General features: G+C 68.6%; 21 protein-coding genes. 13 read left to right on the forward strand and 8 right to left on the reverse strand.

Annotated elements, in window-relative coordinates; genetic code table 11:
• The first annotated feature begins 92 nt into the window (after window positions 1-92).
• A complete protein-coding gene (locus AB0E63_RS43560) occupies window positions 93-740 on the forward strand; it encodes an alpha/beta hydrolase (protein WP_360379909.1) in 648 nt (215 codons plus the stop codon).
• A gap of 173 nt (window positions 741-913) precedes the next feature.
• On the opposite strand, the gene AB0E63_RS43565 is transcribed toward AB0E63_RS43560, so the two are convergent.
• Together AB0E63_RS43565 and AB0E63_RS43570 are read right to left on the reverse strand one after the other, a co-directional pair.
• Window positions 914-3,430 carry a tyrosine-type recombinase/integrase gene (locus tag AB0E63_RS43565; RefSeq protein WP_360379911.1) on the reverse strand — a complete coding sequence of 839 codons (2,517 nt, stop codon included), beginning with the start codon at window positions 3,428-3,430 and terminating at the stop codon, window positions 914-916.
• Window positions 3,427-4,614 (reverse strand): tyrosine-type recombinase/integrase, encoded by a 1,188-nt coding sequence (locus AB0E63_RS43570; protein ID WP_360379914.1) that lies wholly within the window; start codon window positions 4,612-4,614, stop codon window positions 3,427-3,429. The genes AB0E63_RS43565 and AB0E63_RS43570 overlap by 4 nt, the downstream gene beginning before the upstream one ends.
• A gap of 70 nt (window positions 4,615-4,684) precedes the next feature.
• Here AB0E63_RS43570 and AB0E63_RS43575 point away from each other — a divergent pair, with 70 nt between their 5' ends.
• Complete coding sequence (locus AB0E63_RS43575) at window positions 4,685-5,410, forward strand: hypothetical protein (protein ID WP_360379963.1); 726 nt, start codon at window positions 4,685-4,687, stop codon at window positions 5,408-5,410.
• Between the two features lie 382 nt (window positions 5,411-5,792).
• Here AB0E63_RS43575 and AB0E63_RS43580 read toward each other — a convergent pair whose 3' ends face one another.
• The 3 genes from AB0E63_RS43580 to AB0E63_RS43590 are packed head-to-tail and all read right to left on the reverse strand — an operon-like array spanning window position 5,793 to window position 7,180.
• On the reverse strand, window positions 5,793-6,236 hold the full coding sequence (locus tag AB0E63_RS43580) for a VOC family protein (protein WP_360379917.1): 444 nt from the start codon (window positions 6,234-6,236) through the stop codon (window positions 5,793-5,795).
• Window positions 6,237-6,246: 10 nt separating this feature from the next.
• Window positions 6,247-7,008, reverse strand: coding sequence for an SDR family oxidoreductase (locus AB0E63_RS43585; RefSeq protein WP_360379920.1), 762 nt, complete (start codon window positions 7,006-7,008; stop codon window positions 6,247-6,249).
• 13 nt (window positions 7,009-7,021) lie between these two features.
• Window positions 7,022-7,180 (reverse strand): hypothetical protein, encoded by a 159-nt coding sequence (locus tag AB0E63_RS43590; protein WP_360379922.1) that lies wholly within the window; start codon window positions 7,178-7,180, stop codon window positions 7,022-7,024.
• 1,220 nt (window positions 7,181-8,400) lie between these two features.
• Here AB0E63_RS43590 and AB0E63_RS43595 point away from each other — a divergent pair.
• Window positions 8,401-8,691, forward strand: a complete 291-nt coding sequence (locus AB0E63_RS43595; protein ID WP_360379925.1) for a PH domain-containing protein — start codon at window positions 8,401-8,403, stop codon at window positions 8,689-8,691.
• Between the two features lie 236 nt (window positions 8,692-8,927).
• Here the strand turns inward: AB0E63_RS43595 and AB0E63_RS43600 are convergent, their stop codons facing one another.
• The gene (locus AB0E63_RS43600) at window positions 8,928-9,923 is read right to left on the reverse strand and encodes an NmrA family NAD(P)-binding protein (protein WP_360379928.1); all 996 of its coding nucleotides are present in this window, start codon (window positions 9,921-9,923) and stop codon (window positions 8,928-8,930) included.
• A gap of 106 nt (window positions 9,924-10,029) precedes the next feature.
• On the opposite strand from AB0E63_RS43600, the gene AB0E63_RS43605 reads away from it, so the two are divergent.
• Entirely contained in the window at window positions 10,030-10,524 is a 495-nt protein-coding gene (locus AB0E63_RS43605; protein WP_360379930.1) for a MarR family winged helix-turn-helix transcriptional regulator, read from the forward strand.
• Window positions 10,525-10,652: 128 nt separating this feature from the next.
• On the opposite strand, the gene AB0E63_RS43610 is transcribed toward AB0E63_RS43605, so the two are convergent.
• Window positions 10,653-10,994, reverse strand: a complete 342-nt coding sequence (locus AB0E63_RS43610; RefSeq protein ID WP_360379933.1) for a hypothetical protein — start codon at window positions 10,992-10,994, stop codon at window positions 10,653-10,655.
• Between the two features lie 24 nt (window positions 10,995-11,018).
• Between AB0E63_RS43610 and AB0E63_RS43615 the strand changes: the two genes are divergently transcribed.
• From AB0E63_RS43615 to AB0E63_RS43650, 8 genes are all read left to right on the forward strand, one after another.
• Complete coding sequence (locus AB0E63_RS43615; RefSeq protein WP_360379936.1) at window positions 11,019-11,927, forward strand: FAD:protein FMN transferase; 909 nt, start codon at window positions 11,019-11,021, stop codon at window positions 11,925-11,927.
• On the forward strand, window positions 11,927-12,484 hold the full coding sequence (locus AB0E63_RS43620; RefSeq protein WP_360379939.1) for a hypothetical protein: 558 nt from the start codon (window positions 11,927-11,929) through the stop codon (window positions 12,482-12,484). The genes AB0E63_RS43615 and AB0E63_RS43620 overlap by 1 nt, the downstream gene beginning before the upstream one ends.
• Entirely contained in the window at window positions 12,481-13,689 is a 1,209-nt protein-coding gene (locus AB0E63_RS43625) for an NADH-ubiquinone oxidoreductase-F iron-sulfur binding region domain-containing protein (protein ID WP_360379942.1), read from the forward strand. The genes AB0E63_RS43620 and AB0E63_RS43625 overlap by 4 nt, the downstream gene beginning before the upstream one ends.
• Complete coding sequence (locus AB0E63_RS43630) at window positions 13,686-13,883, forward strand: ferredoxin (RefSeq protein WP_360379945.1); 198 nt, start codon at window positions 13,686-13,688, stop codon at window positions 13,881-13,883. The genes AB0E63_RS43625 and AB0E63_RS43630 overlap by 4 nt, the downstream gene beginning before the upstream one ends.
• Window positions 13,884-13,998: 115 nt before the next feature.
• Window positions 13,999-18,861 (forward strand): NAD-glutamate dehydrogenase, encoded by a 4,863-nt coding sequence (locus AB0E63_RS43635; protein ID WP_360379948.1) that lies wholly within the window; start codon window positions 13,999-14,001, stop codon window positions 18,859-18,861.
• A gap of 12 nt (window positions 18,862-18,873) precedes the next feature.
• Window positions 18,874-19,557 carry an IMP cyclohydrolase gene (locus AB0E63_RS43640; protein ID WP_360379950.1) on the forward strand — a complete coding sequence of 228 codons (684 nt, stop codon included), beginning with the start codon at window positions 18,874-18,876 and terminating at the stop codon, window positions 19,555-19,557.
• A gap of 155 nt (window positions 19,558-19,712) precedes the next feature.
• Window positions 19,713-20,105 (forward strand): hypothetical protein, encoded by a 393-nt coding sequence (locus AB0E63_RS43645; protein WP_360379953.1) that lies wholly within the window; start codon window positions 19,713-19,715, stop codon window positions 20,103-20,105.
• A gap of 137 nt (window positions 20,106-20,242) precedes the next feature.
• Entirely contained in the window at window positions 20,243-21,124 is an 882-nt protein-coding gene (locus AB0E63_RS43650; protein ID WP_360379956.1) for an RHS repeat-associated core domain-containing protein, read from the forward strand.
• Window positions 21,125-21,155: 31 nt separating this feature from the next.
• On the opposite strand, the gene AB0E63_RS43655 is transcribed toward AB0E63_RS43650, so the two are convergent.
• Entirely contained in the window at window positions 21,156-21,896 is a 741-nt protein-coding gene (locus tag AB0E63_RS43655; protein ID WP_360379958.1) for a GntR family transcriptional regulator, read from the reverse strand.
• 181 nt (window positions 21,897-22,077) lie between these two features.
• On the opposite strand from AB0E63_RS43655, the gene AB0E63_RS43660 reads away from it, so the two are divergent.
• On the forward strand, window positions 22,078-23,076 hold the full coding sequence (locus AB0E63_RS43660) for a Gfo/Idh/MocA family oxidoreductase (protein ID WP_360379961.1): 999 nt from the start codon (window positions 22,078-22,080) through the stop codon (window positions 23,074-23,076).
• Window positions 23,077-23,186 lie beyond the last annotated feature (110 nt).

Consider the following 23,186-nt stretch of genomic DNA (forward strand, 5'->3'; position numbering starts at 1 on the left):
CGATCACACCTGGAACGGCGGCGACGGAGGGTGATCACGGCGTAACCTGCGGCGTCAACGACCGTCGATGCCGGTGAAGCTGTGAGCGAGCTGTGAGCGACGCGTGGCCGTTCGACTTCGCATCCCTCACCAGCGACGTGCTCGCACTGATCGACCGCTGGTCTCCCGGGCGAGCCGTGGAGTTGATCGGCCACGACTGGGGCGCCCTGATCACCTACGATGCCTGCGCCACCGCGCCGGAGCGGATCGAACGCGCGGTCACGCTCGCAGTCCCCCACCCAATCACCCTCCTGAGCCGGCCGCGGCTCGCTCAGCTACGCCGGATCTGGTACATGGGGCTGTTTCAACTGCCGGGAAGCGGCTGGATTGCCACCGCCCGCGATCTCGCCTTCATCGACCGTCTCTGGCGTCAGTGGTCGCCCAGCCTCTCGCTCGATCCAGCTCTCCAGGCGGAGCTACACGAGCACCTGCGGGCGAGCATGCCCGCGCCTCTGAAGTACTACCGGGCGATGCTGCGACCCGGCATGATTGGGGCGACGCGTCGCCTGTCTCAGCCGATCGCGGTGCCCCTGCTGCAGCTTTACGGCGCCGACGACGGCTGCTTCCTCCCCCCGCAGGTCGACGACCGACATCGGTTCGCCGCCCCGCACGCGCTGGAGGTCGTCGCCGACGTCGGTCACTTCCTGCACATCGAAGCCCCCGAGGCGATCGCGGAACGGATCGCGGCATGGGCCCAGTAGCGGATCACTCGACCCTCGCCTCGAGACCACCGGGATGGGCGGCGCGGGGCGGACTCCGACATGGCGTTGTCGCGGACGGCGGGACGGGGCGGATCTCGCCCGGCAACCAGCGATGCAACCCACGTCGAGTGCCTGGAGGGTGTCCGAATACCGCTCGATGGGGCGCTCAAGCATCAAACAAGAGATCCTGGTGAGCTTGCCGAATGCCGGTCGCGCTGTGCCTCGCTTCGTCGCTGTCCCAGGTGCCTGAGCGACTCCTCAAGCGCCGCGACCTCACCAAGCCATGCTCGATCCTTGGCCTCAGCCAGCCGCTGTTCGGCGTTGGCGGTCATCTCATCGATGCGCGGCAACTGGGCGGGGTCGACCCGAAGGAACCGGCACCGGATGCAGGCGTGCTCGTGGATGCAAGGCGTGCCGTAGGGGCGGTGACACTCACCGAGAGCGACCTTGCGCAGCAAGAAGTGCCCCTCGAACTCGGCCCACTCCTCGCCGGTCGCCGGCCGGAGCTCGCTGCCCGGCCGAGTGGCGCGGCGGCGTTCGATGAAGTGCTGATGTGCTGCGACGACTTCCTCGGGGAAGACCGCGGTGTAGCCGCGTGTGGTGTCGAGGCTGAGGTGGCCGAGCAGGGTGGCCGCGATGTGCAGCGGCAGGCCACTGGAGACCATCTCAGTGGTGAACAGTCGCCGGAAGTCATGCGGCGTGAAGTAGATCGGCTCCCCGCCGTCCTGGAGCCCGGCCGAGGCGGCGACGGCGATGATGAGCCGCCGCGCCACCGACGGTGACAGCACTTCGTTGCGGGTGCCGATGCGGCGGACGAACAGGTGCGGGAACGGCTGCCCGTGCACCTTCTCGTGCGGGTCGTAGCGCACCGACAGCGGTATCCGGTCTCCGTTTCCTTTCGCGCGGCGCTGTACCGCGACAAGCACTGTCACCAGCTCCGGCGTCATGGGTATCAGCCGCTCGGCGTCGTTCTTGCTCGGCACGATGTGCAGTAGCGGCACCAGCGTCCCGGTTGAGGCGGCGGTGTAGTGGCGCAGCGACAGTTGGGTGAGCTCGAGCAACTCCTCGACCCGGATCCCGGTCAGGCGCAGCGTCTCGATGACGGCCCACGCCCGGAACCCGTCTGCCTCGGCCGCGGTGATGTCGGCAAGGCCGTGCCGGTTGACGCCGAGCAGCGGCATGTCCGGGGCGGCTGCGACGATCCGGGCTCGCATCAGGCTCGGCCGGTCTCGCTCGTAGCGGCGCGGCGGCGGCTGATGGAGCTCGAACTCCGAGCCGTCGACCACGAACCGCTGCCCGTGGGTGGCCTGCTGGGCCGCGGCGAGCAGCCGGGCCGACCAGTCCCGGCGCCGCAACGCTTCCGCGACCAACCTCGGCAGCAACGGCGTCAGCGCCCTGGTGCGGTCCTGCATCCGCGACTGCTGACGGCGCTTCGCCTTCGAGGCGCTCTTGGACTGGTGCCGCGACACCGGAGCCGGCGCGACCCACGGCCCCCAGCGGGCTGGCTCGTCGTGCGACCACTCCGCCAGGTCGCGATACATCCCGCGGACAGCGAACAGCGTGGAGTGGATCTCGCGACGGGGCTGTCCGTCGATGGTCACCGAGAGCCGTTGGCGCCACTCGGCCGCGACCTGTGGTGTGAGCCGCAGGTCGGTCTGGGCGGGGTTGATCTGCAGCACCTCCCGCCAGAAGAGCCGCACCAACCGGTAGGCCCACCCTTCCAGCGTGCCGTAGTCCATCGACGGCTTGAGCTCGCTGAGGTAGTCGACCAGCAGGTCCCGCACGCCGCTGGCCGGGACGCCGTAGCGGTCGACCAAGGTCTGCACGGAGTGCTGGCGGGAGTTACCTTTGGCCGACCAGGCCGCCCGCAGGGTGAGCGGTTCACCCGCGAACGGGCCAAGCGCGACCAGCAGCTCCCAGGCCAGATGCTCGCGCCGGCTGCGGCCCGACGTGTGCACGACGTCGGCGTAGAACAGCAGATCCTCGCCCTGCAACTCCTCGATTCGCTTGCCGGTTCGGATCAGCACCCGCGACAAGCACGCTTCCGCGTCGTATTGATGGCGCAGCAGCGCCGATCGGTAGGCGGGCAACGCCCGCAGCCGCTGCAGCTGATCCGCGTCGTTGGCACCGAGCATCCGCCGCGGAAGGTAGGCGCCCGCCCCAGTGGCCAGCTGCCAGCCGTACGACGGGCGCAGCACCCGCGCCACCATCAACGCGTTCACTCCCTGAGCCAGCGAGGACTCCGGCGTCCGAGGTGTCACCGCTGAACGCCAGGCTCTCGGAGCGAGGTCGGCGCCGCTGGCCAGCCACCGCTGCTCCCACGTCTCGCCGCCGAACTGGTGCAGCCAACCCAAGATCCGCCGGAAACCTGTCGAAGTTGCTATGCGGCTTGGGAAGATGCCCAGCACCTTCTCCAAGGTGGCCTCGATCGTCTCGTCCAAACCGAGGTGCTGGACCTGCGCCCCCGCTGCGTCGGGTAGCAGCATCGGCGGCTCGAGACCGCTGTCGTAGGCGCGGTGCGGCCGCAGCCGGCCGTTCGCCCCGAACAACCCGTCCGGCGCGACCACGGCCGGCGGCGACAGCGGCCTCGATCTCGGGCCGGATGCCGCCCGGGTGCGGGCCGCCTGGACCCGCGCGGCCGCGCGAGGACCAGTCGCCAGATGCGAACCGCTGGCAGATGATTGGGTCATGCGCGCAGCCCCAGCAGTTCGCGCACCGCAACCTCGTCGTAGACAGGCTCCATGACCGGACCCGTCGGCCGCGGCCGTGCATGATGCTCCAGCACCTTCGCGACCAAGTCCTCCAGCCGCGGCTGGCTGTAGATCTGCGTGGTCGAAACGCTGGCATGGCGAAGGATCGTCTGCACGTCGAACAGCGTGAACGCCGGATCCGCCAGCCACCGCGCCGCCGCCGTGTGCCGCAGATCGTGCACCGTCCAGTTCGACCCCAGCGCGGCGTTCGCGCGCTGCAGCACCGCCCGCGCGGCGTGGTAGGTCAGCGGACGCGGCGCGCCCTGCCGGGTCCACCACACCGGTCCGCCGTGCTCGATCGGCGGCCGTTCCTGTTGCAGATATAGCGCCAGCCACACGAACGAATCCACGCTCGCCGGGATCGTCTCCCGCAACCGGCTGCCCTTGCTGACCACCGTGATCGTGTTCGCCCCCGCATCAAGGTCAGTGCCGTGACACACGCTGAGCAGCTCGGACGCGCGGGCACCGCTCGACAACCAGAACGACACCAGCGCCCGGTCGCGGTGACTGCGCAGTGCGCCGAACAACGCGTCAGCTGCATCGTCAGGAATCGCCCGCCACACCGGCCGCGGTGTCTTCTGCCGGTACGTCGCCCGCTGATGGATTGCGAAGCTGTCCATCGGGTTGTGGTGGGCGTTCAACCGCCCGCCCGTCGCGCGGCTCCGCTGCGCGGGCACGGGGTTCATCAGCGGCCCGAGCCCCGACGCACACGCCCACTCGTAGAAGCCGAACAGAACGCTCAGCTGATGATTGATCGTCCGCGCGGCGTACGTCGAACCGAGCGTCGCCTTGCCCGTGACCGGATTCACCGACCCCGGCGGCGACGCATCCCGACGGCGATTCAGCCGCTGCGGAACCGGTGCCTCACGCAACAGCTCCACAAACTCGCGCACGTCGGACCGTTCAGCCCGCTCCCACGCCGTCCAGCGGTCGTGCAGGAACCGGAACCACCGCAGCAGGTCGTACGCGTAGCTGCGCAATGTCGCCGGCGAGCAGTCCGAGACGGCCAACTCACGGAGATAACCCGACGCCCCCGCATGCTCAATGTCCGGGAACACCACGCGCCACGGCAGTCCCTGCTCGAACTCAACGACTCGGCCCAGTACGACACCCGCCACCGACACACCCTCTCCAGTCCGTACCGATCACGCCAATCGGCACCCGAAGAGTTCAGTCAACTAGCGCCGGGCCGCCATCGCGCGCCGCGGAGACGAAGCGCGGCTGCGGTCCCGCAATGGCAAGGACCTGACCGACCGGTTCCCCGACGTCGCGGCCGCCGCCGTACGTCAGATCCCGGACGGCGTCGTATTGGACGGCGAGCTCGTGATCCTGGTCAATGGGAAGCTCAGCTTCGGCGCGCTCCAGCGGCGCCTCGTAACGGCACCTTCCAAGGCGCGCAAGCTGGTCGCCGACGTACCCGCGTCGTACGTCGCGTTCGACGTGCTGGCGGCCGCGGGCGTCGATCTGCGCACCCAGCGCTGGACCGTACGCTGCAGCCGGCTGGGAAAGATCGCTTCGAGCTGGTCCGTACCGCTGCAGCTCTCCCCAGTCACCCAAAGCCTCGACGAAGCACGCGAGTGGTTCGAGGTTCTACCCGACGCGATGGGCATCGAGGGCCTGGTCATCAAAGGCGCCGCGACCCCTTACGCGGGAGGCCAGCGCGGCTGGCGAAAGGTGAAGCACAGGGCCACCCGTGAGTTTGTGATTGGTGGTGTGATCGAGCCGATCACCCGGCCCGAGGTGGTGATCGCTGGCCTGTACCGCGGCGACGGTCTGGTCATCGTCGGCCGCAGTGTTCCACTCGGCCCGCCTCAGTCGGGCGAGCTCGGCGCGGTGCTGACCCCAGCGAAGCCGGCCATCCGTGGCCGGACGAGGTCACGTCGCAGCGGTGGGGTGGGAAGGATTCGAAGAAGCCGTTGACCAAGGTCGAGCCGCTCGTCGTCGCCGAAGTCGCGGCCGATGCCGCCACCCAGGCTGGCCAGGTCCGCCACTCGATGAGGTTCATCCGCATCCGGGCAGAGTTGCCTCCAGAGGAGGTTCCGACACTTCCAGATCACGGTGAGGACCGTTGATCGCGGCAACGGCCGCGATGCCGACGTAGCCGGATGGACTGCGAATGGCTATCGCCTCTGGTCAAGGCGCATCAATGTTGCGTTTGATGCATCGGTTCGGCTGCGCCGTCATCGTCAGGCCGGGCGCCGGCCGCGAGGCCTCGGAATCGGCGTCGATCACGGTTGAACCGACCAGGCTTCTCGGTTGTACTCACTGGTGAATCTCCTTGGATCGATGGTGTTGCTGGACCTCACTCGCTGTTCGCCGTACCGCTGTCGAGCCCGGCATCGGCTTGGACGAGTTCGATCAGGTTGCCTTCGGGATCTTGTATGTAGGCGAAGCGGATTCCGGGGCGTTGAGCCTTCGCGGGCGCTGAGATCGGCTCGGCGCCTGCCGCGACGGCGGTCGCGATGGCGTGTTCGAGGTCGGTCACGGCGAGCGCCCAATGGAAGTAGCTCTGCAGTCGGGCACCCTCGAGCGCGCTCTGGCTCCGGTGCTGCGCGGATCCGGCGCGTTCGACGAGCTCGATGGCTAGCCCGGTGGCGGCCCGCAGGAACGCGATCCGGGTCCGTGGCTGCGCCAGTTCGGTGTAGTTCTGTTCGTGCAGGGCGAATGCCTCGGCGTAGGAGCGGCGTTGGGAGTCGAGGTCGGCGACGGACAGGCCGACGTGGTCGTAGCTGATCGAGGTGGTCATCGTGGTGGCCTCAGCGGGCGACGTAGCCGCCGTCGACCGGCATCGTGACACCGGTGACGAAGCTGGATCGGGGCGAGAGCAGGTAGAGCACGGCGTCAGAGATCTCTTCCGGCCGCGCGATGCGACCGAGCGGGTGCGCGGCGATCCGGGCGGCCGTGATCTCGGGTGACCGGCCCTCGGCGATCAGCGGGGTCTCCACCAGGCCGGCGGCGATCGCGTTGACGCGGATCTGCTGGGGGCTGTAGTCGAGGGCGGCGACTTTGGCCAGCCCGGATACGCCGTGCTTGGCGGCCACGTACCCGGCGAATCCGGGTACGCCGACCAGCGAGGTGCCGGAGGCGATGTTGACGATCGCGCCGAAGCCCTGCGCCGCCATCTGACGCAGCTCGTACTTCATCGCGAGGAAGGTGCCGCGCAGGTCGACGGAGATCATCCGGTCGAACGTCTCGGTGGAGTACTCGGCGAACGGCTTGAGGTTGTCCCCGCCGCTGATGCCCGCGCTGTTGACGCCGAAGTCGAGCCGGCCGGAGTCGCCGATCGCTACCTGTACCGCACGCTGGACGGCGCCCTCGTCGGAGACATCGGTGACGGTGTAGCGGCCCTTGCCTCCGGCCGTCTCGATCTGCTCGACCGTCTCGGCGAGCGTACGCTCCGTACGGCCGGTGACGGTGACCGTGCAGCCCCCGGCGGCGAGGGCCAGCGCGGTCGCCCGGCCGATGCCGCTACCGCCGCCGGTGATCAGAGCAGTCGTGTCTGCAAGTTCGGGGTTCATGAAAACCAGCGCCTCAGTTGATCGTGGGGTGGATCAGGTCGGTGGAGACTTGCCAGAGTCGGGTGGCGGCCTCGGGGTCGAGCGCATAAGCGGCGACGCCGCGGCGTACGCCGGGCTGGTTCGGGCCCGCCTCCTGGCAGTCCTCGAAGTACCGTCCGGTGACGCCGGCCACCAGCGGTGACCCGGCGAGCAGAACCGAGGTCGCGGCTCGCTCCCGACGATCTCGACCAGCTCGATTCCTGAGCCGAGAACAACGCGGCACTGTCTCGGATGGCCCACAACGGCGGGAACAACCGTCGACGGGCAGCCGTACTCGCTCCGCTGCCGCCGCGGAAGGCGACGGCCTGCGCACGGAGTACCGGCATCGGGCCAAGGACTGGCAGGTCGTCGGGCTCGTGCGCTGACGGTAGACCCGGAATCGACGCGACAACCGACATCGCACTAGAGGCCAGCACCGGCGCCTTCGGGCCTTCCGCAGCACCGTCGTCACCCGCTATCGAGGCCGATGCAGAGCCGATTCCGGCGGAATCGACTCGAGGCACGGGCCATCTCGACGTTGACCGGGCAGACTAGATCGGCCGGAAGCCGGGGCGACCCTGCGTTGATCTTCCCCCGTGAAGGCATGCCTCGATCGTAGATCGACCGGCGACAACGGTCGCCACCCGTCAGTTGCCGTCAGGCTGGCCGAACAGCCGCTGCCACAGCCCGCGCGGGCGAACGTCCATATCGCGGCCGCGGTTGCCTCGCTGCCGCTGTCGCGGACCGTCTGCGCAAGCTGGTTGCGGGCGGCGACGAACTGTTCGGCGGCATCGCGTACAGCTCGACCACCGCGGCGTCGGTGTCCATCGTTCCACGATGCGTGGGCGGTGGTCGGCGAGCAACGGCTCCCGGATTCAGACGCGCCGGGCAGCGCGCGGCATCACCAGAGGAGAACCCTTCGACGACAGCGGGGAAGTCACGTCTCAGAGCGGCCGACAAACAGGCAGCCGGATCCGGTGTAGTGGTCAACGAAGCGGGTATGGGGCACGGTTCGCTTGCCATGTTAGGCCGGTCTCGCCTGGCCTGCCGCCGCGAGCAGATCGAACGTAACGTACGACGCCCGGTCCGGCGACGACCAGCTGCCGCGACCTGACGACGCGTCACGAGTCGTGAGGGGCCAGATCGGGGCGGCCGATCGACTGGCCGAGTACCTATGTCCGGTACCCGCCGATTCCACCATGACACAACAATTCACGACGGAGCCGGTCGATAGCCTGAGCACAGCAGGCCGAGGGCCGACCTGGTATCGGTGAGGCATCAACTCAGGGGGAGTCGTGAACCAGCAGCCTGTGTATGACAAGCAGGAGCAGTTCGACAAGATCGTGGCGGGGCTTCCGCAGGGGTGAGGCCGTCGTGGCCGTGTACGACGCGATCGGCGCCGGTACCGGGTTTATCGGACTGACGAACAAGCGGGTGATAATTCAGGACAACTCGTTCGTCGGCAAGAAGACGGCGCTGACGAGCATCCCGTACGCGAAGGTGCAGTCAGTCTCGTACGTGTCCGACAAATCGATGCTCGGCAAGTTCGCCTCGTCGAGCACGATCGCGCTGCAGGCCGGTGGAACGACCCACGAGGTACAGCCGCGTGGTCAGGAGAAAGCCTCTCATGTCCACAACGTGATTCTGTGGAACATCATGCAGTGACGCACGCGCCGCCAGGTCACAGCGCCATTCCAGCCTGCGAGCTTAAGGGAACATACGTGGTTGGCAGCGCCGTCGTCTCACTGTCGAACCGAGTGCGATTCGGCTGGTCGCTGAGGCCGGTTCTGCTCCGTCGCTGCTCCGTGGAGGGCTGCCAAACGATGGTCAGCGCCGCGATTTGGTGAGCATCGACGACCGGTTCGAGGGGCAGCTCGTGGAGCTGCACCCCGAACAGGTTTCTACAGCGTGGGCTCGAGTTTGAAGTCGTGCTTGTGCTTGGTGAGCCAATCTTCGAGGGACCGCAAACCAGGGTTGAGCTCGCGGACCTTTGCGAGGTCGCGGTCGCCGGTGAAGCGGATGGAGTCTTCGGCGTAGAACTGGAACATGTTGGCGATTTCTACGGCCAGGGGGAACTGGAGGGCGCGGTACTCGTCCCAGGTGAGGGGCTGGTAGGTGATCTCCTCGCCGAGGGTTTCGCGGAGGGCCGCGGTCAGGGCCGCGGCGTACTGGTCGCCGGTGAGGTGGTCGCCGGCGATGCTCACGGTCTTTCCGAGCTGGTCGGCGCCGCGCTTGAAGACGCCGAGCGCGGTGCGGCCGATGTCCTCCGAGGCGATGCCGGACAGCGGCTGGTCGGCCATCGGCATGTTCAGGACCAGCTTGCCCTCGGCGTTCCGGCTCGGCTCCATTCCGGCGATCAGGGAGTCGAAGTAGAACGTCGTACGCAGGAAGGTCGTCGGTACGCCGTACTTCGTGAACAGCGCGTCCGCCTCGCCCTTGGCGTCGAAGTGCGGCACCTTGTAGCGCCCGTCGTCCAGGCTCGGTACGTCGTCCCGTCCGGCGAAGAACGGCCGGGTGTCCTCGAGGGTCGACCAGATCAGGTGCGCGATGCCGGCCTCCTTCGCGGCGCGAGCGGCGGTCTCGGCCTGGGCCAGCTCCATCTCGGCGCGGGTCTGGGCCGCGTCCTGCTCCGGGGTTCGCTCGGCCCAGTAGTTCGTCACCACGAAGGCGCCGTGCGCGCCCTCGAACGCCGCACGCACGCTCGCCTCGTCGTCCAGGTCAGCGGCGACCACCTCGGCGCCGGCCGCCGCCAGCGCCTTCGCCTTGGCGGATTCCGGGTTCCGGGTCAACGCCCGTACGGCGAACTCGGCGGTCGGGTCCTCGAGGATCGCCCGGACCAGTCCGCCACCCTGCGAACCGGTGGCTCCGACGACGGCGATCAGCTTCTTCTCGGTCATATCCAGCAGCTCCTCAGCAGTGGAAGATTCTTGGGTTGATGTGTCAACTCAACTGATCGTAGCTCGTTTGGTTGATGTGTCAACCCGACCCGGTAGGATGGGTGTCGTGGGCAAGGGACCGTGGTTGGACGATGACGAGCAGCAGGCGTGGCGCAGCTACCTGCTGATGAACCGGACGCTGGAGACGCACCTGGAGCGGCACCTCCAGCGGGAGTTCGGCCTGTCCAAATCCGACTTCGAGATCCTGGTCAACCTGTCCGAGTCCGAGTCCGGCCGGATGCGGGCCTTCGAGCTGGGCAAGGCGACCCAGTGGGAGAAGAGCCGGATGTCGCACCACCTGACCCGGATGGAGAAGCGCGGGCTGATCCGCAAGGAGTCCTGCGAGTCCCGCTACCCGGAGATCGCCATCACCGAGGAAGGCCTGGCCGCGATCGAGGCGTGTGCGCCGGCGCATGCGGCCCGGGTTCGTCAGTTCTTCGTCGACGTCTTCGGTCCGGACCGGCTCGCGGTGCTCGGCGAGGTGTCGGACGACATCGTCGAGACGATCGGCAAGCACTGCCACACCGACTGCCCACCGGCGGTCAGCGGCCTCGACCAGTGATCCCTGAGGATCACTCTCAGAGAGCTTTCAGGAGAACTTGATGGTCGCTTGACCTTCTCTTGGAGTGCGGCTGAGGAGCCTCCGAGCAGGCTTACGGCCATGGTCACCCCAGATGCGTTCGACGATTCTCATTCATCCAGGCGGCGCTGGTTGCGCCGGGCGTCGGCGGCCGCGATCGCGACCGCCGTACTCGGTATCGGCGGCACCGGGCTGTCCGTCGCGGTCGTGTCCGCGAAACACTCGGACTCCGGCAGCACCGGTACGACGGCCGGCTCGACGAGCTCCGACGACGACTCGGGCTCGAGCAGCACGAGCAGCGGCTCCGGCTCGAGCAGCTCCAGTTCGAGCGGCTCCAGCTCTGACAGCTCGGGGTCCAGCGCGGGCAGCTCGGGATCCAGCTCCTCCAGCTCCGGCTCCGATGACTCGAGTAGCTCCAGCAGCGGGCTCGGATCGTCGAGCTCCGGCTCCACGTCGCAGGGCGGGAGCAACGGATCATGACCGCCTCCCGGACCTGGACCGCGTGGAGCTGCACGGTCCGCCTGACCGTCGACGACCCCGCCGTACTCGGGGCAGCGTGCGGTGAGCTGAAGGCTCTGATGGATCGCGTCGACAAGGCGGCCAGCCGGTTCCGCCCGGACTCCGAGCTGTCGATTGTCAACAATCGGGCCGGTGCGCTCGTACCGGTGTCGCGGCTGCTGGTCGACCTGATCGACGTCAGCCTGGTCGCGGCCTCGATGAGCGGTGGCGCCGTGGACCCGACCGTCGGCTCCGCGGTGATCGCCGCCGGGTACGACGCCGACATCGAGGCGGTACGACGGCGCTTCCCGCAGGCACCGCACGACCCGAAGCCGGTCGCCGGCTGGCAGGCGGTCCAGCTGAACCGCAAGCTCGCGCTGCTCGGCGTCCCGAAGGACTCCGCTCTCGACCTCGGCGCCACCGCGAAGGCCTGGACCGCCGACCGTGCCGCGAACATCCTCAGCAAGCGCTACGGCTGCGCCGTACTCGTCGAGATCGGCGGGGACCTGCGGGCCGTCGGCCAGCCGGCCAAGCCGTGGATCATCACGGTCGCCGAACGCGCTGGCGATACCGGGGTCCTGGTCACCCTCTCGCACGGCGGTCTGACCACGTCGACCCGGACAGTACGGCGGTGGCAGACCCCGTCCGGCTATGGCCACCACGTCATCGACCCGCGCACCGGACGCCCGGCCGACGGGCCCTACCGAACCGCATCCGTCTGGGCTCCGACCGCCGTACGCGCGAACACCTTCAGTACGGCGCTTGTGGCGACAGGGGAAGGTGCCCTCGGGCGACTGAAGCTGGCGGGTCACCCGGCGCGGCTGGTCGCCGACGACGGTGAGGTCACCGAGTTGCTGGGGTGGCCGGCAGCGAGCAGGGCCGCCTGATGACCTTGTGGTACCTGGCCCGGGCGGCCGGAGTGGTCGCGATGATCATGTTCACGCTGTCGGCCACGCTCGGCCTCGCGATGTCCGGCAATCGCCGGCCGGAGCGCCGGTTCTGGCTGCAGTACGTGCACCGCTCGGCCGCCGCGACCGGACTGGTCCTGCTGACCACTCACGTGATCGCCGTCACGGCCGACAGCTACGTCGACATCAGTCCGACCGTCCTGGTCTGGCCGTTCGGCTCCGGCTACCGGCCGTTCGCGATGGTCGTCGGTGTGCTCGCGCTCTACGGCTTGGTGCTCGCATCCGTCGTCGGTGCTGCCCGCGGCCGACTGGCCGGCTCCGAGTCCTTCACCAAGCACTGGCGCAAGATCCACATCGCCGCATCGGTCGGCTGGCTGCTGTCTATCGGGCACGCGCTTCTGGCCGGTACCGACCGGGGTACGCATTGGATGCTCGCCCTGACCCTCGGCTGTCTGGCCGCAGTCGGCGCGGCCGGTGCCTATCGCGCCCGCGCCACGACGCCCCTCAACCTCGCACGGGCCGGGAGGATCCGATGACGATGACCATGCAGGAAACCAGAGTGATCGGTGACGCCCGAGTGCTGGCCGGACTCGACCAAGGCCGGCTGGACCGGCAGCGGCACCTCTGGACGCACGGTCCACAGCCGGACCTCAACCGCGAGGACTACCTCCGGCTCACCGAGGCAGTCGGCCTCAGGGGACGCGGTGGTGCCGCGTTCCCGGTCGCGCTGAAACTCGCCGACCTCCCTGCGAAGGGGATCGAGGCCGTCGTCGTGAACGGCTCCGAGAGCGAGCCGGTCAGCCGAAAGGACCGTCTGCTCCTCACCCTTGCGCCGCACCTCGTCCTGGACGGTGCCACCGGCCTGGCCAGCGCACTCGGTGCACCTCACGTGCTGATCGCCGTACACGACGGTGCTGCCGCCACGTCCATCCGCGAGGCGCTAATGGAGCGCGACGACAGACTGGCGATCGAGGTGAGCGACACTCCAGGGCGGTTCGTCGCAGGCGAGGCCCGTGCGGTGCTGAGTGCGCTGGAAGGTGGTGCCGCCGTACCGCCTGGTCGAAGGGTGCTGCCGACGCGCAAGGGCTACCACCGGCGGCCTACCTTCCTGTCGAACGTGGAGACCTTCGCCCAGCTCGCAGTACTCGCGCGGCTCGGGTCCAGGGGGTTCAGCAGTACCGGACTGATCAGTGAGCCGGGGACGCAGCTGCTGACGATCGATGGGGCCGTGCAGCGGCGCGGTGTGATGGAGACACCGACCGGTGTGCCGCTCGACACGGTCCTGCAGTTCGCCGGCGCGGAACCCGGGCCAGTGCTGCTCGGCGGGTACCACGGCCGCTGGCTGCCGCGGACCGACGGCCTGACGCTGCAGCGACCGGAGGTGTCCGCGGGCATCATCCTGGCGCTCGGCACGGACACCTGCCCGCTCGGCGAGGTGTATCGGGTCGCCCAGTGGCTGGCAAGTCAGTCGGCCGGCCAGTGCGGTCCGTGTGTGTTCGGCCTGGCCGCGCTCGTCGACGACTTCGACAGGTTGCTCAGGGGCGACCCGGCCGGCTGGCACAACGCCCAGCGCCATCTGGGTCTCGTCCCAGGCCGGGGAGCCTGTGCGCACCCGGACGGCTCGGCGCGGTTCCTCGCGTCGGCGCTCGAGGTGTTCGGCGACGACGTACGACTGCACCTCGACGGCGGCTGCGGCCGGCCGGCGAAGGGTGTCCTGCCCGTCCCCGGAGGTGCGTGGTGAACAAGGTGGAGATCGACTGGACCCGCTGCGACGGACACGGCCTCTGCGCCACCCTGCTGCCGGACGACGTCGTCCTCGACGAGTGGGGTTTCCCGGTCTTGAGAGGTCGTGAAATCACCGCCGGTGAGCTCCCGGATGCACGTCGCGCAGTCCTCGCATGTCCCGCTCTCGCACTACGCCTCAACAAACGATGACAGCCTCGTCCCGACATCACACCAGTGACAAAGGTGGACTAGTCTCTGAGTGATCGCACAATGTCGTGCGGTACGGCGTGAGCGGCGCCGAGATCACGTGTGGAGACGGTGGGGAATGCAGAGCAAGCTGGACGTCCAGAAGGCGGATGTGCTCGCCAAGGCGGTGGCCGCGGGAACACATGGGCACGACAAGTCGGTGGATCCGGCGAAGCTGAAAACCTTCCTCGAGCGGTACTACCGCCACGTCGCCGCGGAGGACGTGGCCGAGCGCCAGCCGAACGACTGCCTGGGCGCGGCCCGGCACCACTACAAGACCGCCGCGTCCCGCCCGCAGGGTACGGCGAAGGTGCATGTCTTCACCCCCACGCTGGAGGAGCACGGCTGGTCCGCGAACGGGCGGACCGTGGTCGAGATCGTCATCGACGACATGCCGTTCCTGGTCGACAGCGCTTCGATGGCGATCACCGAGCACAACCTCGAGCTGCAGCTGCTGATCCACCCGCAGTTCGTGGTCCGCCGCGACATCGCCGGCACCCTGCAGGAGGTCCTGGACGACACCGAGTCCGTCGACGGGCACGACCTGGTCCGCGAGAGCTGGATGCACCTGGAGATCGACCGAATCGCCGACGTCGCCGAGCACCGGTCGCTGGAGCAGGCGCTGCAGAAGGTGCTGCACGACGTGCGCGAGGCGGTCGAGGACTGGCCGAAGATGCACGAGAAGGCGGTCTCCATCGCCGCCGGGCTGAACTCGGCCGACCTCCCGGTCGGGGAGCACGAGGTGGAGGAGGCGCGCGAGCTGCTCGAGTGGCTCGCCGACGAGCACTTCACCTTCCTCGGGTACCGCGAGTACGACTTCACCATGGAGGGCGAGCAGGGCATCCTGCGCGGCCGTCCCGGGACCGGGCTCGGCATCCTCCGCCCGGACCCGAAGCCGGGCTCGGGCAAGCTGCCGCCCGAGGTGAGCGCGAAGGCGCAGGAGCGCAAGCTGCTCATCCTGACCAAGGCGAACTCCCGGTCCACGGTGCACCGGTCGACGTTCCTGGACTATGTCGGGATCAAGCAGTTCGACGAGACCGGCGAGCCTGTCCGGGAGTGCCGTTTCATCGGCCTGCTCTCGTCGACGGCGTACACCGAGAGCGTCATGCAGGTGCCGGTGCTGCGGCGCAAGGCGCTGGAGCTGTTCCGGATGACCGGGTTCGACCCCAACAGCCACAGCGGCAAGGGTCTGCTCGACGTCCTCGAGACGTATCCGCGCGACGAGTTGCTGCAGGCGCCGGTGGAGGACCTGCTGCCGATCGTGCAGTCCGTGCTGCACCTGCAGGAGCGGCGTGCGGTCAAGCTCTTCGTCCGGCGTGACGTCTACAACCGGTACCTGTCCTGCCTGGTCTACCTGCCGCGTGACCGCTACACCACCGCGGTCCGGCTGAAGATGCAGCAGATCCTCAAGGACGCGATCGGCGCCGAGAGCGTCACCTACGCCGCCTACGTGACCGAGTCCGTGCTCGCCCGCGTCCACTTCGTCGTCCGGATGAAGCAGGGCGAGACGGTCGGCGACTACGACTCCGAGCTGCTCGAGCAGAAGGTCATCGACGCGACCAGGGCCTGGGCGGACGACTTCACCGCGGCTCTGCACTTGCAGGGCGGCGACGGTGCCGTTGCAAAGCTGGCTCGGCGGTACGCGAACGCCTTCCCTGAGGCGTACAAGGAGGACTTCGACGCCCGCGTCGCCGTCAACGACGTCAGCGTGCTCGAGAGCCTGCCGGCCGAGAACGGGCTGGCCATGTCGCTGTACAGCCCGATCGACGAGGAGTGGGAGGGCGAACGCCGCTTCAAGGTCTTCCGGACGGGTACGGCGCTGTCCCTGTCACAGGTGCTGCCACACCTGACCCACATGGGTGTCGAGGTGATCGACGAGCGCCCGTACGAGATCCGCTGCGAAGACGGCAGTACGGCGTACATCTACGACTTCGGGCTCAAGGCACCGGAGGACGCAGAGGAGCGCGAGGAGCTGCGCAGGCTGTTCTCCGACACGTTCCAGGCGGTCTGGGAGGGCCGGGCCGAGTCGGACGCGCTGAACGCGCTGGTGCTGCGTGGCAGCCTCAGCTGGCGCCAGGTGTCGATCCTGCGCGCCTACCGTAAGTACATCCGGCAGGGCGGTACGCCGTTCAGCCAGAGCTACATCGAGAACGCGTTCCTGACCCACGTGGACGTCGCGAGCCTCCTGGTCCAGCTGTTCGAGACCAGCTTCGACCCGGCGCGCGGTGCCGCGGACGACCCGGACCGGACGAGCCGGGTGGCCCAGTTGGAGAAGGAGATCCTGGCTGCCCTGGACACGGTGAAGAGCCTGGACGAGGACCGGATCCTGCGGTCCTACCTGACCGTGATGAAGGCGACGCTGCGGACGAACTACTACCAGCCCGGCCCGGACGGCCGGCCACGGACCTACATCTCGCTGAAGCTGGAGCCGAAGGCGATTCCGGAGCTGCCGGAGCCACGGCCGGCGTACGAGATCTTCGTGTACGCACCGCAGGTCGAAGGTGTGCACCTGCGCTTCGGCGCGGTCGCCCGCGGCGGTCTGCGCTGGTCGGACCGGCAGGAGGACTTCCGCACCGAGGTGCTCGGCCTGGTGAAGGCGCAGATGGTGAAGAACTCGGTGATCGTGCCGGTCGGCGCCAAGGGCGGGTTCTACGCCAAGCAGTTGCCCGACCCGGCCGTCGACCGGGACGCCTGGCTGGCCGAAGGCATCGCGTCGTACAAGACGTTCATCTCCGGACTGCTCGACATCACCGACAACATCGTGGCCGGGGAGATCGTTCCGCCGCGCGACGTGGTCCGGTACGACGGTGACGACGCGTACCTCGTGGTTGCCGCGGACAAGGGCACGGCGACGTTCTCGGACATCGCGAACGGGGTCGCCAAGGAGTACGGCTTCTGGCTGGGTGACGCGTTCGCGTCCGGCGGGTCGGTCGGCTACGACCACAAGGCGATGGGCATCACCGCCCGCGGCGCGTGGGAGTCGGTCAAGCGGCACTTCCGCGAGCTGGGTCACGACTGCCAGAACGAGGACTTCACGGTCGTCGGTGTCGGCGACATGTCCGGTGACGTGTTCGGCAACGGGATGTTGCTGTCGGAGCACATCCGGTTGGTCGCGGCGTTCGACCACCGGCACATCTTCCTGGACCCGACTCCGGACGCGGCGACGTCGTTCCCCGAACGGCGCCGGCTGTTCGACCTGCCGCGATCGTCGTGGGCGGACTACGACCCGTCGCTGATCTCCGCCGGCGGCGGGGTCTACCCGCGCACGGACAAGGCGATCCCGATCTCGGCCGAGGTGCGCGACGTGCTCGGGCTGGAGGGCAGCCCGGCGACGCTGACGCCGGCCGAGCTGATGAACGCGATCCTGAAGGCGCCGGTCGACCTGTTCTGGAACGGCGGCATCGGCACCTACGTGAAGTCGTCCGGCGAGACCAACGCCGACGTCGGCGACAAGGCCAACGACCCGATCCGGATCAACGGCGCCGACCTGCGCGCCCGCGCGGTCGGCGAGGGCGGCAACCTGGGGTTCACCCAGCTGGGCCGGATCGAGTACGCCGCCGGCGGCGGCCGGATCAACACCGACTTCATCGACAACGTGGCCGGCGTGGACACCTCCGACCACGAGGTGAACATCAAGATCCTGCTGGACAAGGTGGTCGCCGACGGTGACCTGACCGAGAAGCAGCGCAACGACATCATCGCGTCGATGACCGACGAGGTCGGGGCGCTGGTGCTGAAGAGCAACTACCGGCAGAACATCGCGCTGGCCAACGCGACTGCGCAGGCGCCGGCCCTGATGCACGTCCACCAGGACTGGGTACGGCGACTGGAGAAGCAAGGACTGCTCGACCGGCAGCTCGAGTTCCTGCCCAGCGTCGCCGAGTTCAAGCGGCGCAAGGCCGAAGGCAAGGGCCTGACCTCGCCGGAGTTGTCGGTGCTGATGGCCTACACCAAGATCGTCATGGAAGCCGAGCTGCTGCAGACGACGCTGCCGGACGACCCGTACCTGGCGCACAAGCTGGCCAGCTACTTCCCGAAGGCGATCCACGAGCGGTTCCCCGACCAGGTCCAGAGTCACCAGCTGCGGCGCGAGATCATCACCACCCAGGTGGTGAACGAGTTCGTGAACACCTCCGGCATCACGGCGTACCACCGCCTTTCGCTGGAGACCGGCGGATCGGTGGAGGACGTGGTCCGCGGCAACCTGGCCGCCAGCCGGATCTTCGCCCAGCCGGAGCTGCTGGCCCGCAACGCCGAGCTGGACAACGTCGTCGACGCGGCGACCCAGACGCACATGCGGCTGGAGACCCGCACGCTGGTCGAGCGCGCCACCCGCTGGCTGGTCAGCAACCGGCGGCCACCGCTGGACATCGCGGACCTGATCGACTTCTTCGGTCCCGGGATCGCGAAGCTCACCGAGGCACTGCCCGAGGTGCTGCGCGGCCGTGAGCTGGCGTTGTTCGAGCAGCGGCGTGAATCCCTGGTGCAGAAGGGGGTTCCGGCCGATTTCGCGACCAAGATCGCCGTGCTGCCACCGGCGTACGCGGGTCTGGGTGTGGTCGAGACCGCATCGCGCGACGACATCGACATCTTCGAAGTCGCCAAGGTGCACTTCGCCCTCGGTGAGCGGCTGCAGCTGGGCCGTTTCCTGGAGCGCATCATCGGCCTGCCGCGGACCGACCGCTGGCAGACGATGGCCCGCGCCGCGCTGCGCGACGACCTGCACGCGGTGCACGCCCGGTTGACCCGCCAGGTGCTGGCCACGTCCGACGCCTCGGCCGGGCCCGAGGACCGCGTCATCACCTGGCAGGACCAGAACGCGGCCGCCCTCTCGCGCGCCGCCTCCATGCTCGAGGAAATCGTCGAGACCGAAGGCCCAGAGCTCGCTCACCTGTCCGTCGGCCTCCGGCTCGTCCGCACATTGATCGCCAACCAGGCCTGAGAGACTGCGGGTGTGCGAGCACTCGAAGGCGTGGTTGGGGCGGTCGAATACCCAGGGCGAGGACTCGCCCTGGGTCGGGACCGGGACGGCAACGGGTTTGCCGCCTACTGGCTGACCGGGCGTAGTCCGGCGTCGAAGCAGCGGAAGCTGGTGGTGTCCGACGACGAGATCGTCGTACAGGACGTCTCGGGTGGGTCTACCGACGACTTGCGACACTACACCGCCGCGGTTCGTGCCGACGGCTGGATCGTCGTCGGCAATGGGACGCAGGTCAGTGAGCTGGCTGAGGCGCGCCGATCCGGTCGCGATCTGCAGGTGGCTTTGCGCGACCACGCCTACGAGCCGGACCCGCCGATCCGGACCCCGCGGATCTTCGCGACCGCGTCGACGGACGGGACCGGCATCACCATCGGCTCAGCCCGCTCCGTGCCCGGCGCCGAGGACCTGGTGCAGCACCCGTCCCTCTACCTCTCCGAGCTGCCGCCGGCCACGTCCGTCACGATCAGCACGTACGCCGGAACCGCCGCCGACGTCATCACCTCCGGCACTCCGGAACTCGTCACCACCGGCACCGCCTGGACCGCACTCGCCGACCTCATCTGGAACCAACTCGCTCCCAACCTCCGAGTAGCCCTCTTCATCGCACCACTCGCCACCCCGACCTTCGAGGCCGCGCTGATCAGACATCAGGACTAGGCCACAGTTGACAATGACCTCGTAACTCGGAGAGGTCCACAGCCGGCACCGCTCGTCCGCAGGCGACACCGGTCAAAGTGGTCTGGCCGTCCGCCGGCACCACGACAGTCGATCTCACCGGCTCCAGCAGCTCTCGCAGCGCTGGAGCCGTTTCCTTGCAACCGGTCGCCGGCGGTCCGGAGCAGGTGACGGTGGCGACGTACGACAACGAGGTCGCCGAGAAACTCGGTGGTCACGGTGTCGCGCTGAAGCTGATCCGCGCCGACGGCAGCCGCCGTGCCGCACCCGTCGGTGTGACCGTCGACGTGGCCGGCTTCGCCGGTGCGTACGGCGGGAACTTCGAGTCCCGGCTCCGCCTGATCGCCAAGCCTGCGTGCGCGCTGACCACACCCGCGTCGGCCGCCTGCACCAGGAGCATTCCGGTGCCGAGCAAGACCAACCTGGTCGACCACAAGCTCACCGCGACCTTGCCGGCCGCGCAGCACGGGATGGTGTACGTGGTCGCCGCCGCAGCGAATGGCGAAGCCGGCTCGTACACGGCGACCTGACCGCGGCCGAGAACGCGCAACCCTCCTGGGCGGGCCTCGGCTGGAGCCTCGAAACGCCGTACCTGGAACGCCGGTACAACGGCTGCTCGGACGACGGTGGTGACACCGGCGACCTGTGCTGGGCCGGTGACCAGCTGATGCTGTCGCTCGAAGGTACGTCGTCCGAACTCGTGAAGGACAAGGCCGCCGGCGGTGACGTCTGGCGGGCCAAGCAGGACCCGGGCTGGCGGGTCGAGCGCACGAAGGACGCGGACAACGGCGACAACGACGGCGAGTACTGGGTCGTCCGGACGCCGCAGGGGATGACGTTCACCTTCGGCCGCGGCAAGCAGGCGACCACGGGGACGGCGGTCGCCGGTCTGATCAAGGCGGCTACCCGGTTCTACGACCAGGCCGGCGTCTCGGTCGCTGTTCGTCAGACGCTCGGCAACGTCGTCTGGCAGCTGACCGACACACAGGGGTCGGCCCAGCTCTCCGTTGCCGACGGCACCGGTGTGGCCGCGCGGACCTACTACTCGCCGTACGGCGAGATTCGCAACCTGCTGCCGGCGCTGCCGACCGAGCACGGATGGCTGGGCAAGACGAAGGATCCGACCACCGGCCTGAGCGCTCTGGGGGCGCGTTACTACGACGCGTCGCTGGGGCGGTTCCTGTCCACGGATCCGGCGATGGACGACTCGTCGGCACAGATGGCGAACCCGTATTCCTCCGCCGGCGGCAACCCGATCACGTACCTGGACCCCACCGGTTTGTGGAGTCTGTCCGGCGCCTGGAACGCGGTCAAGAGCGGTGTGAGCGTCCGAGATCTTCAGTACGCCGCTCTTCACCTCGAGCTCGCCTGCGAAGATCTGGCCGCCGGCGGCGTCGCCTGGCGAGTCGACGACGCGTACGGTCACCTCACCCTCGTCCGCGGGCGTTGTCAGCTGTCACGACCGAGGTCCAGGTCACGCCTGGACCGTTGCCGGTGCAGGTCTATGCCGACTCGATCGTGGAGGCGTCCAGTCTGTATGTGGTGCTGACCTGAGTGGTCGTCACCTGCCCGAGTTCCGGCTAGCGCTCGGAGACGATGACGTCTACTGAGTATTGGTCGGCTCGGTAGCAGTGGTTGCCGTATTCGACGGGGGAGCCGTCGGCGGCGTAGGCGGAGCGGGTCATGGTGACGAGGGGTTCGGCCTTGGACATGTGCAGGGTGCGGCGTTCGTCGGCGGTGGCGTTGCGGGCGCCGATCCGCTGGCGGGCGACCGTGGGGCGGATCCCGCGGGCCCGGAGTACGGCGTACAGGCCGGAGGTGGTGAGTTGCTCCAGCGTGAGGTCGTTGAGGGCCGGGGGCAACCAGTTGCGCATGATCGCGAGCGGCAGGTCGTCGGCGTACCGGAGCCGGACGATCGAGACCAGCGGGGTGCCGGGCGGCAGCTCCAGGACCGCGGCGGCCTGGTCGTCCTGCGCCTCGCAGTCCAGCGACAGGACCTCGGTGCGCGGTGTGCGGCCCTCGCGTTGGAGGTCCTCGTAGAGGCTGGTGAGCTCGGCCTTGCGGTGCACCATCTGGTTCGCGACCGTGGTGCCGATGCCGCGGCGGCGGATCAGCAGACCCTGGTTCACCAGCTCGGAGATCGCCCGGCGGACCGTCGGGCGGGACAGGCTGAGCCGGTCCGACATGCCGAGCTCGTTCTCGAACGGGTCACCGGGGCGCAGCCTGCCGTCGGTAATGGCAGCGGTCAGCTGCTCGGCGAGCTGGTGGTAGAGCGGCACCGGACTCGACCGATCGAGCTGAATCGGCAATGCGGCGGTCATGGGGCCCTCCCGCCCTGGACTGAGGAGCACAGTCATGAACGGATGTTACAACAGAGCAGTATGTATGTCTCGACGTCAAAATGTGTTAACAAACTCTTGACACCTCTTCCGGCGGCCGGGAAGCTGGCGGGCAACAAGGGGTGGAGCCGGGGTGTGCGGGGATAAGCAGAGAGGTCGACGTATGCGGATCGGGTTGGTCGGGGTCGGGCGGATCGGGGCGTTCCACGCCGCGACGCTGAAGGGGTTGCCGGCGGTGGACCAGGTGGTGGTCGCGGATGCCGACCCGAGCCGTGCCGAGCTGGTGGCCAAGGAGCAGGGGCTGGAGTTCGCCCCGGACGTGGACGCGCTGCTGGCGAGCGGGCTGGACGGGTTCGTGATCGCGGCCACGACGTCGGCCCACGCGGACCTGATCGCCGCCGGTGTCGCCGCCGGGATCCCGACGTTCTGCGAGAAGCCGGTCGCGACCGACCTTGCCGAGACCCTGCGGGTGGTCGAGTTGGTCGAGGCTTCCGCCGTACCGGTGCACATCGGTTTCCAGCGCCGCTTCGACGCCGGGTACCAGGCGGTCGCCGCGCAGGTGCGGTCCGGTGAGCTCGGGTTCATCCACCACATCAGGGCGAACACCAACGACGCGTTCCCGCCGCCGCAGGAGTACATCCCGACGAGCGGCGGGTTCTTCCGCGACTGCACTGTGCACGACTTCGACATCCTCCGGTTCGTCACCGGTCGCGAGGTCGTCAGTGTGTTCGCCACCGGCGCGAACCGCGGTGAGGCCTTCTTCGGCGAGTACGGCGATGTCGACGCGGCGGCCGCTCTGCTCACACTGGACGACGACACCTTCGTCTCGGTGAGCGGGACCCGGTACAACGCCGCCGGTCACGACGTCCGGATGGAGGTCCTCGGCAGCCTCGGCTCGGTCGCGGTCGGTCTGGACGAGCACACCGCATTGCGCTCGGCCGAGGCCGGTGTCAGCTTCCCCGGTGGCGAGCCGCACGCGACGTTCATGGACCGCTTCCGCCCGGCCTACGTCGCCGAACTGACCGCGTTCACCGAGGTCGTCGCCGGCAGCCGCGCGGTGCCGTGCACCGTCCGCGACGCCTATCAGGCCTTCCGAACCGCCGACGCCTGCGAACTCTCCCGCCGCGAGAACCGCGTCGTCACCCTGGACGAGATCGCATGACAGTGTCGACGAACGGGCGCGGTCATGGGGCCTCCCGGCCTGGACTGAGGAGCGCAGGGAGCGAAGCGACTGGAGCGACGAGGGAAGGCCGGGAGCCAAGGCCCATGACC

The sequence above is a fragment of the Kribbella sp. NPDC026596 genome (assembly GCF_040638415.1).
Taxonomy (GTDB): Bacteria; Actinomycetota; Actinomycetes; order Propionibacteriales; family Kribbellaceae; genus Kribbella.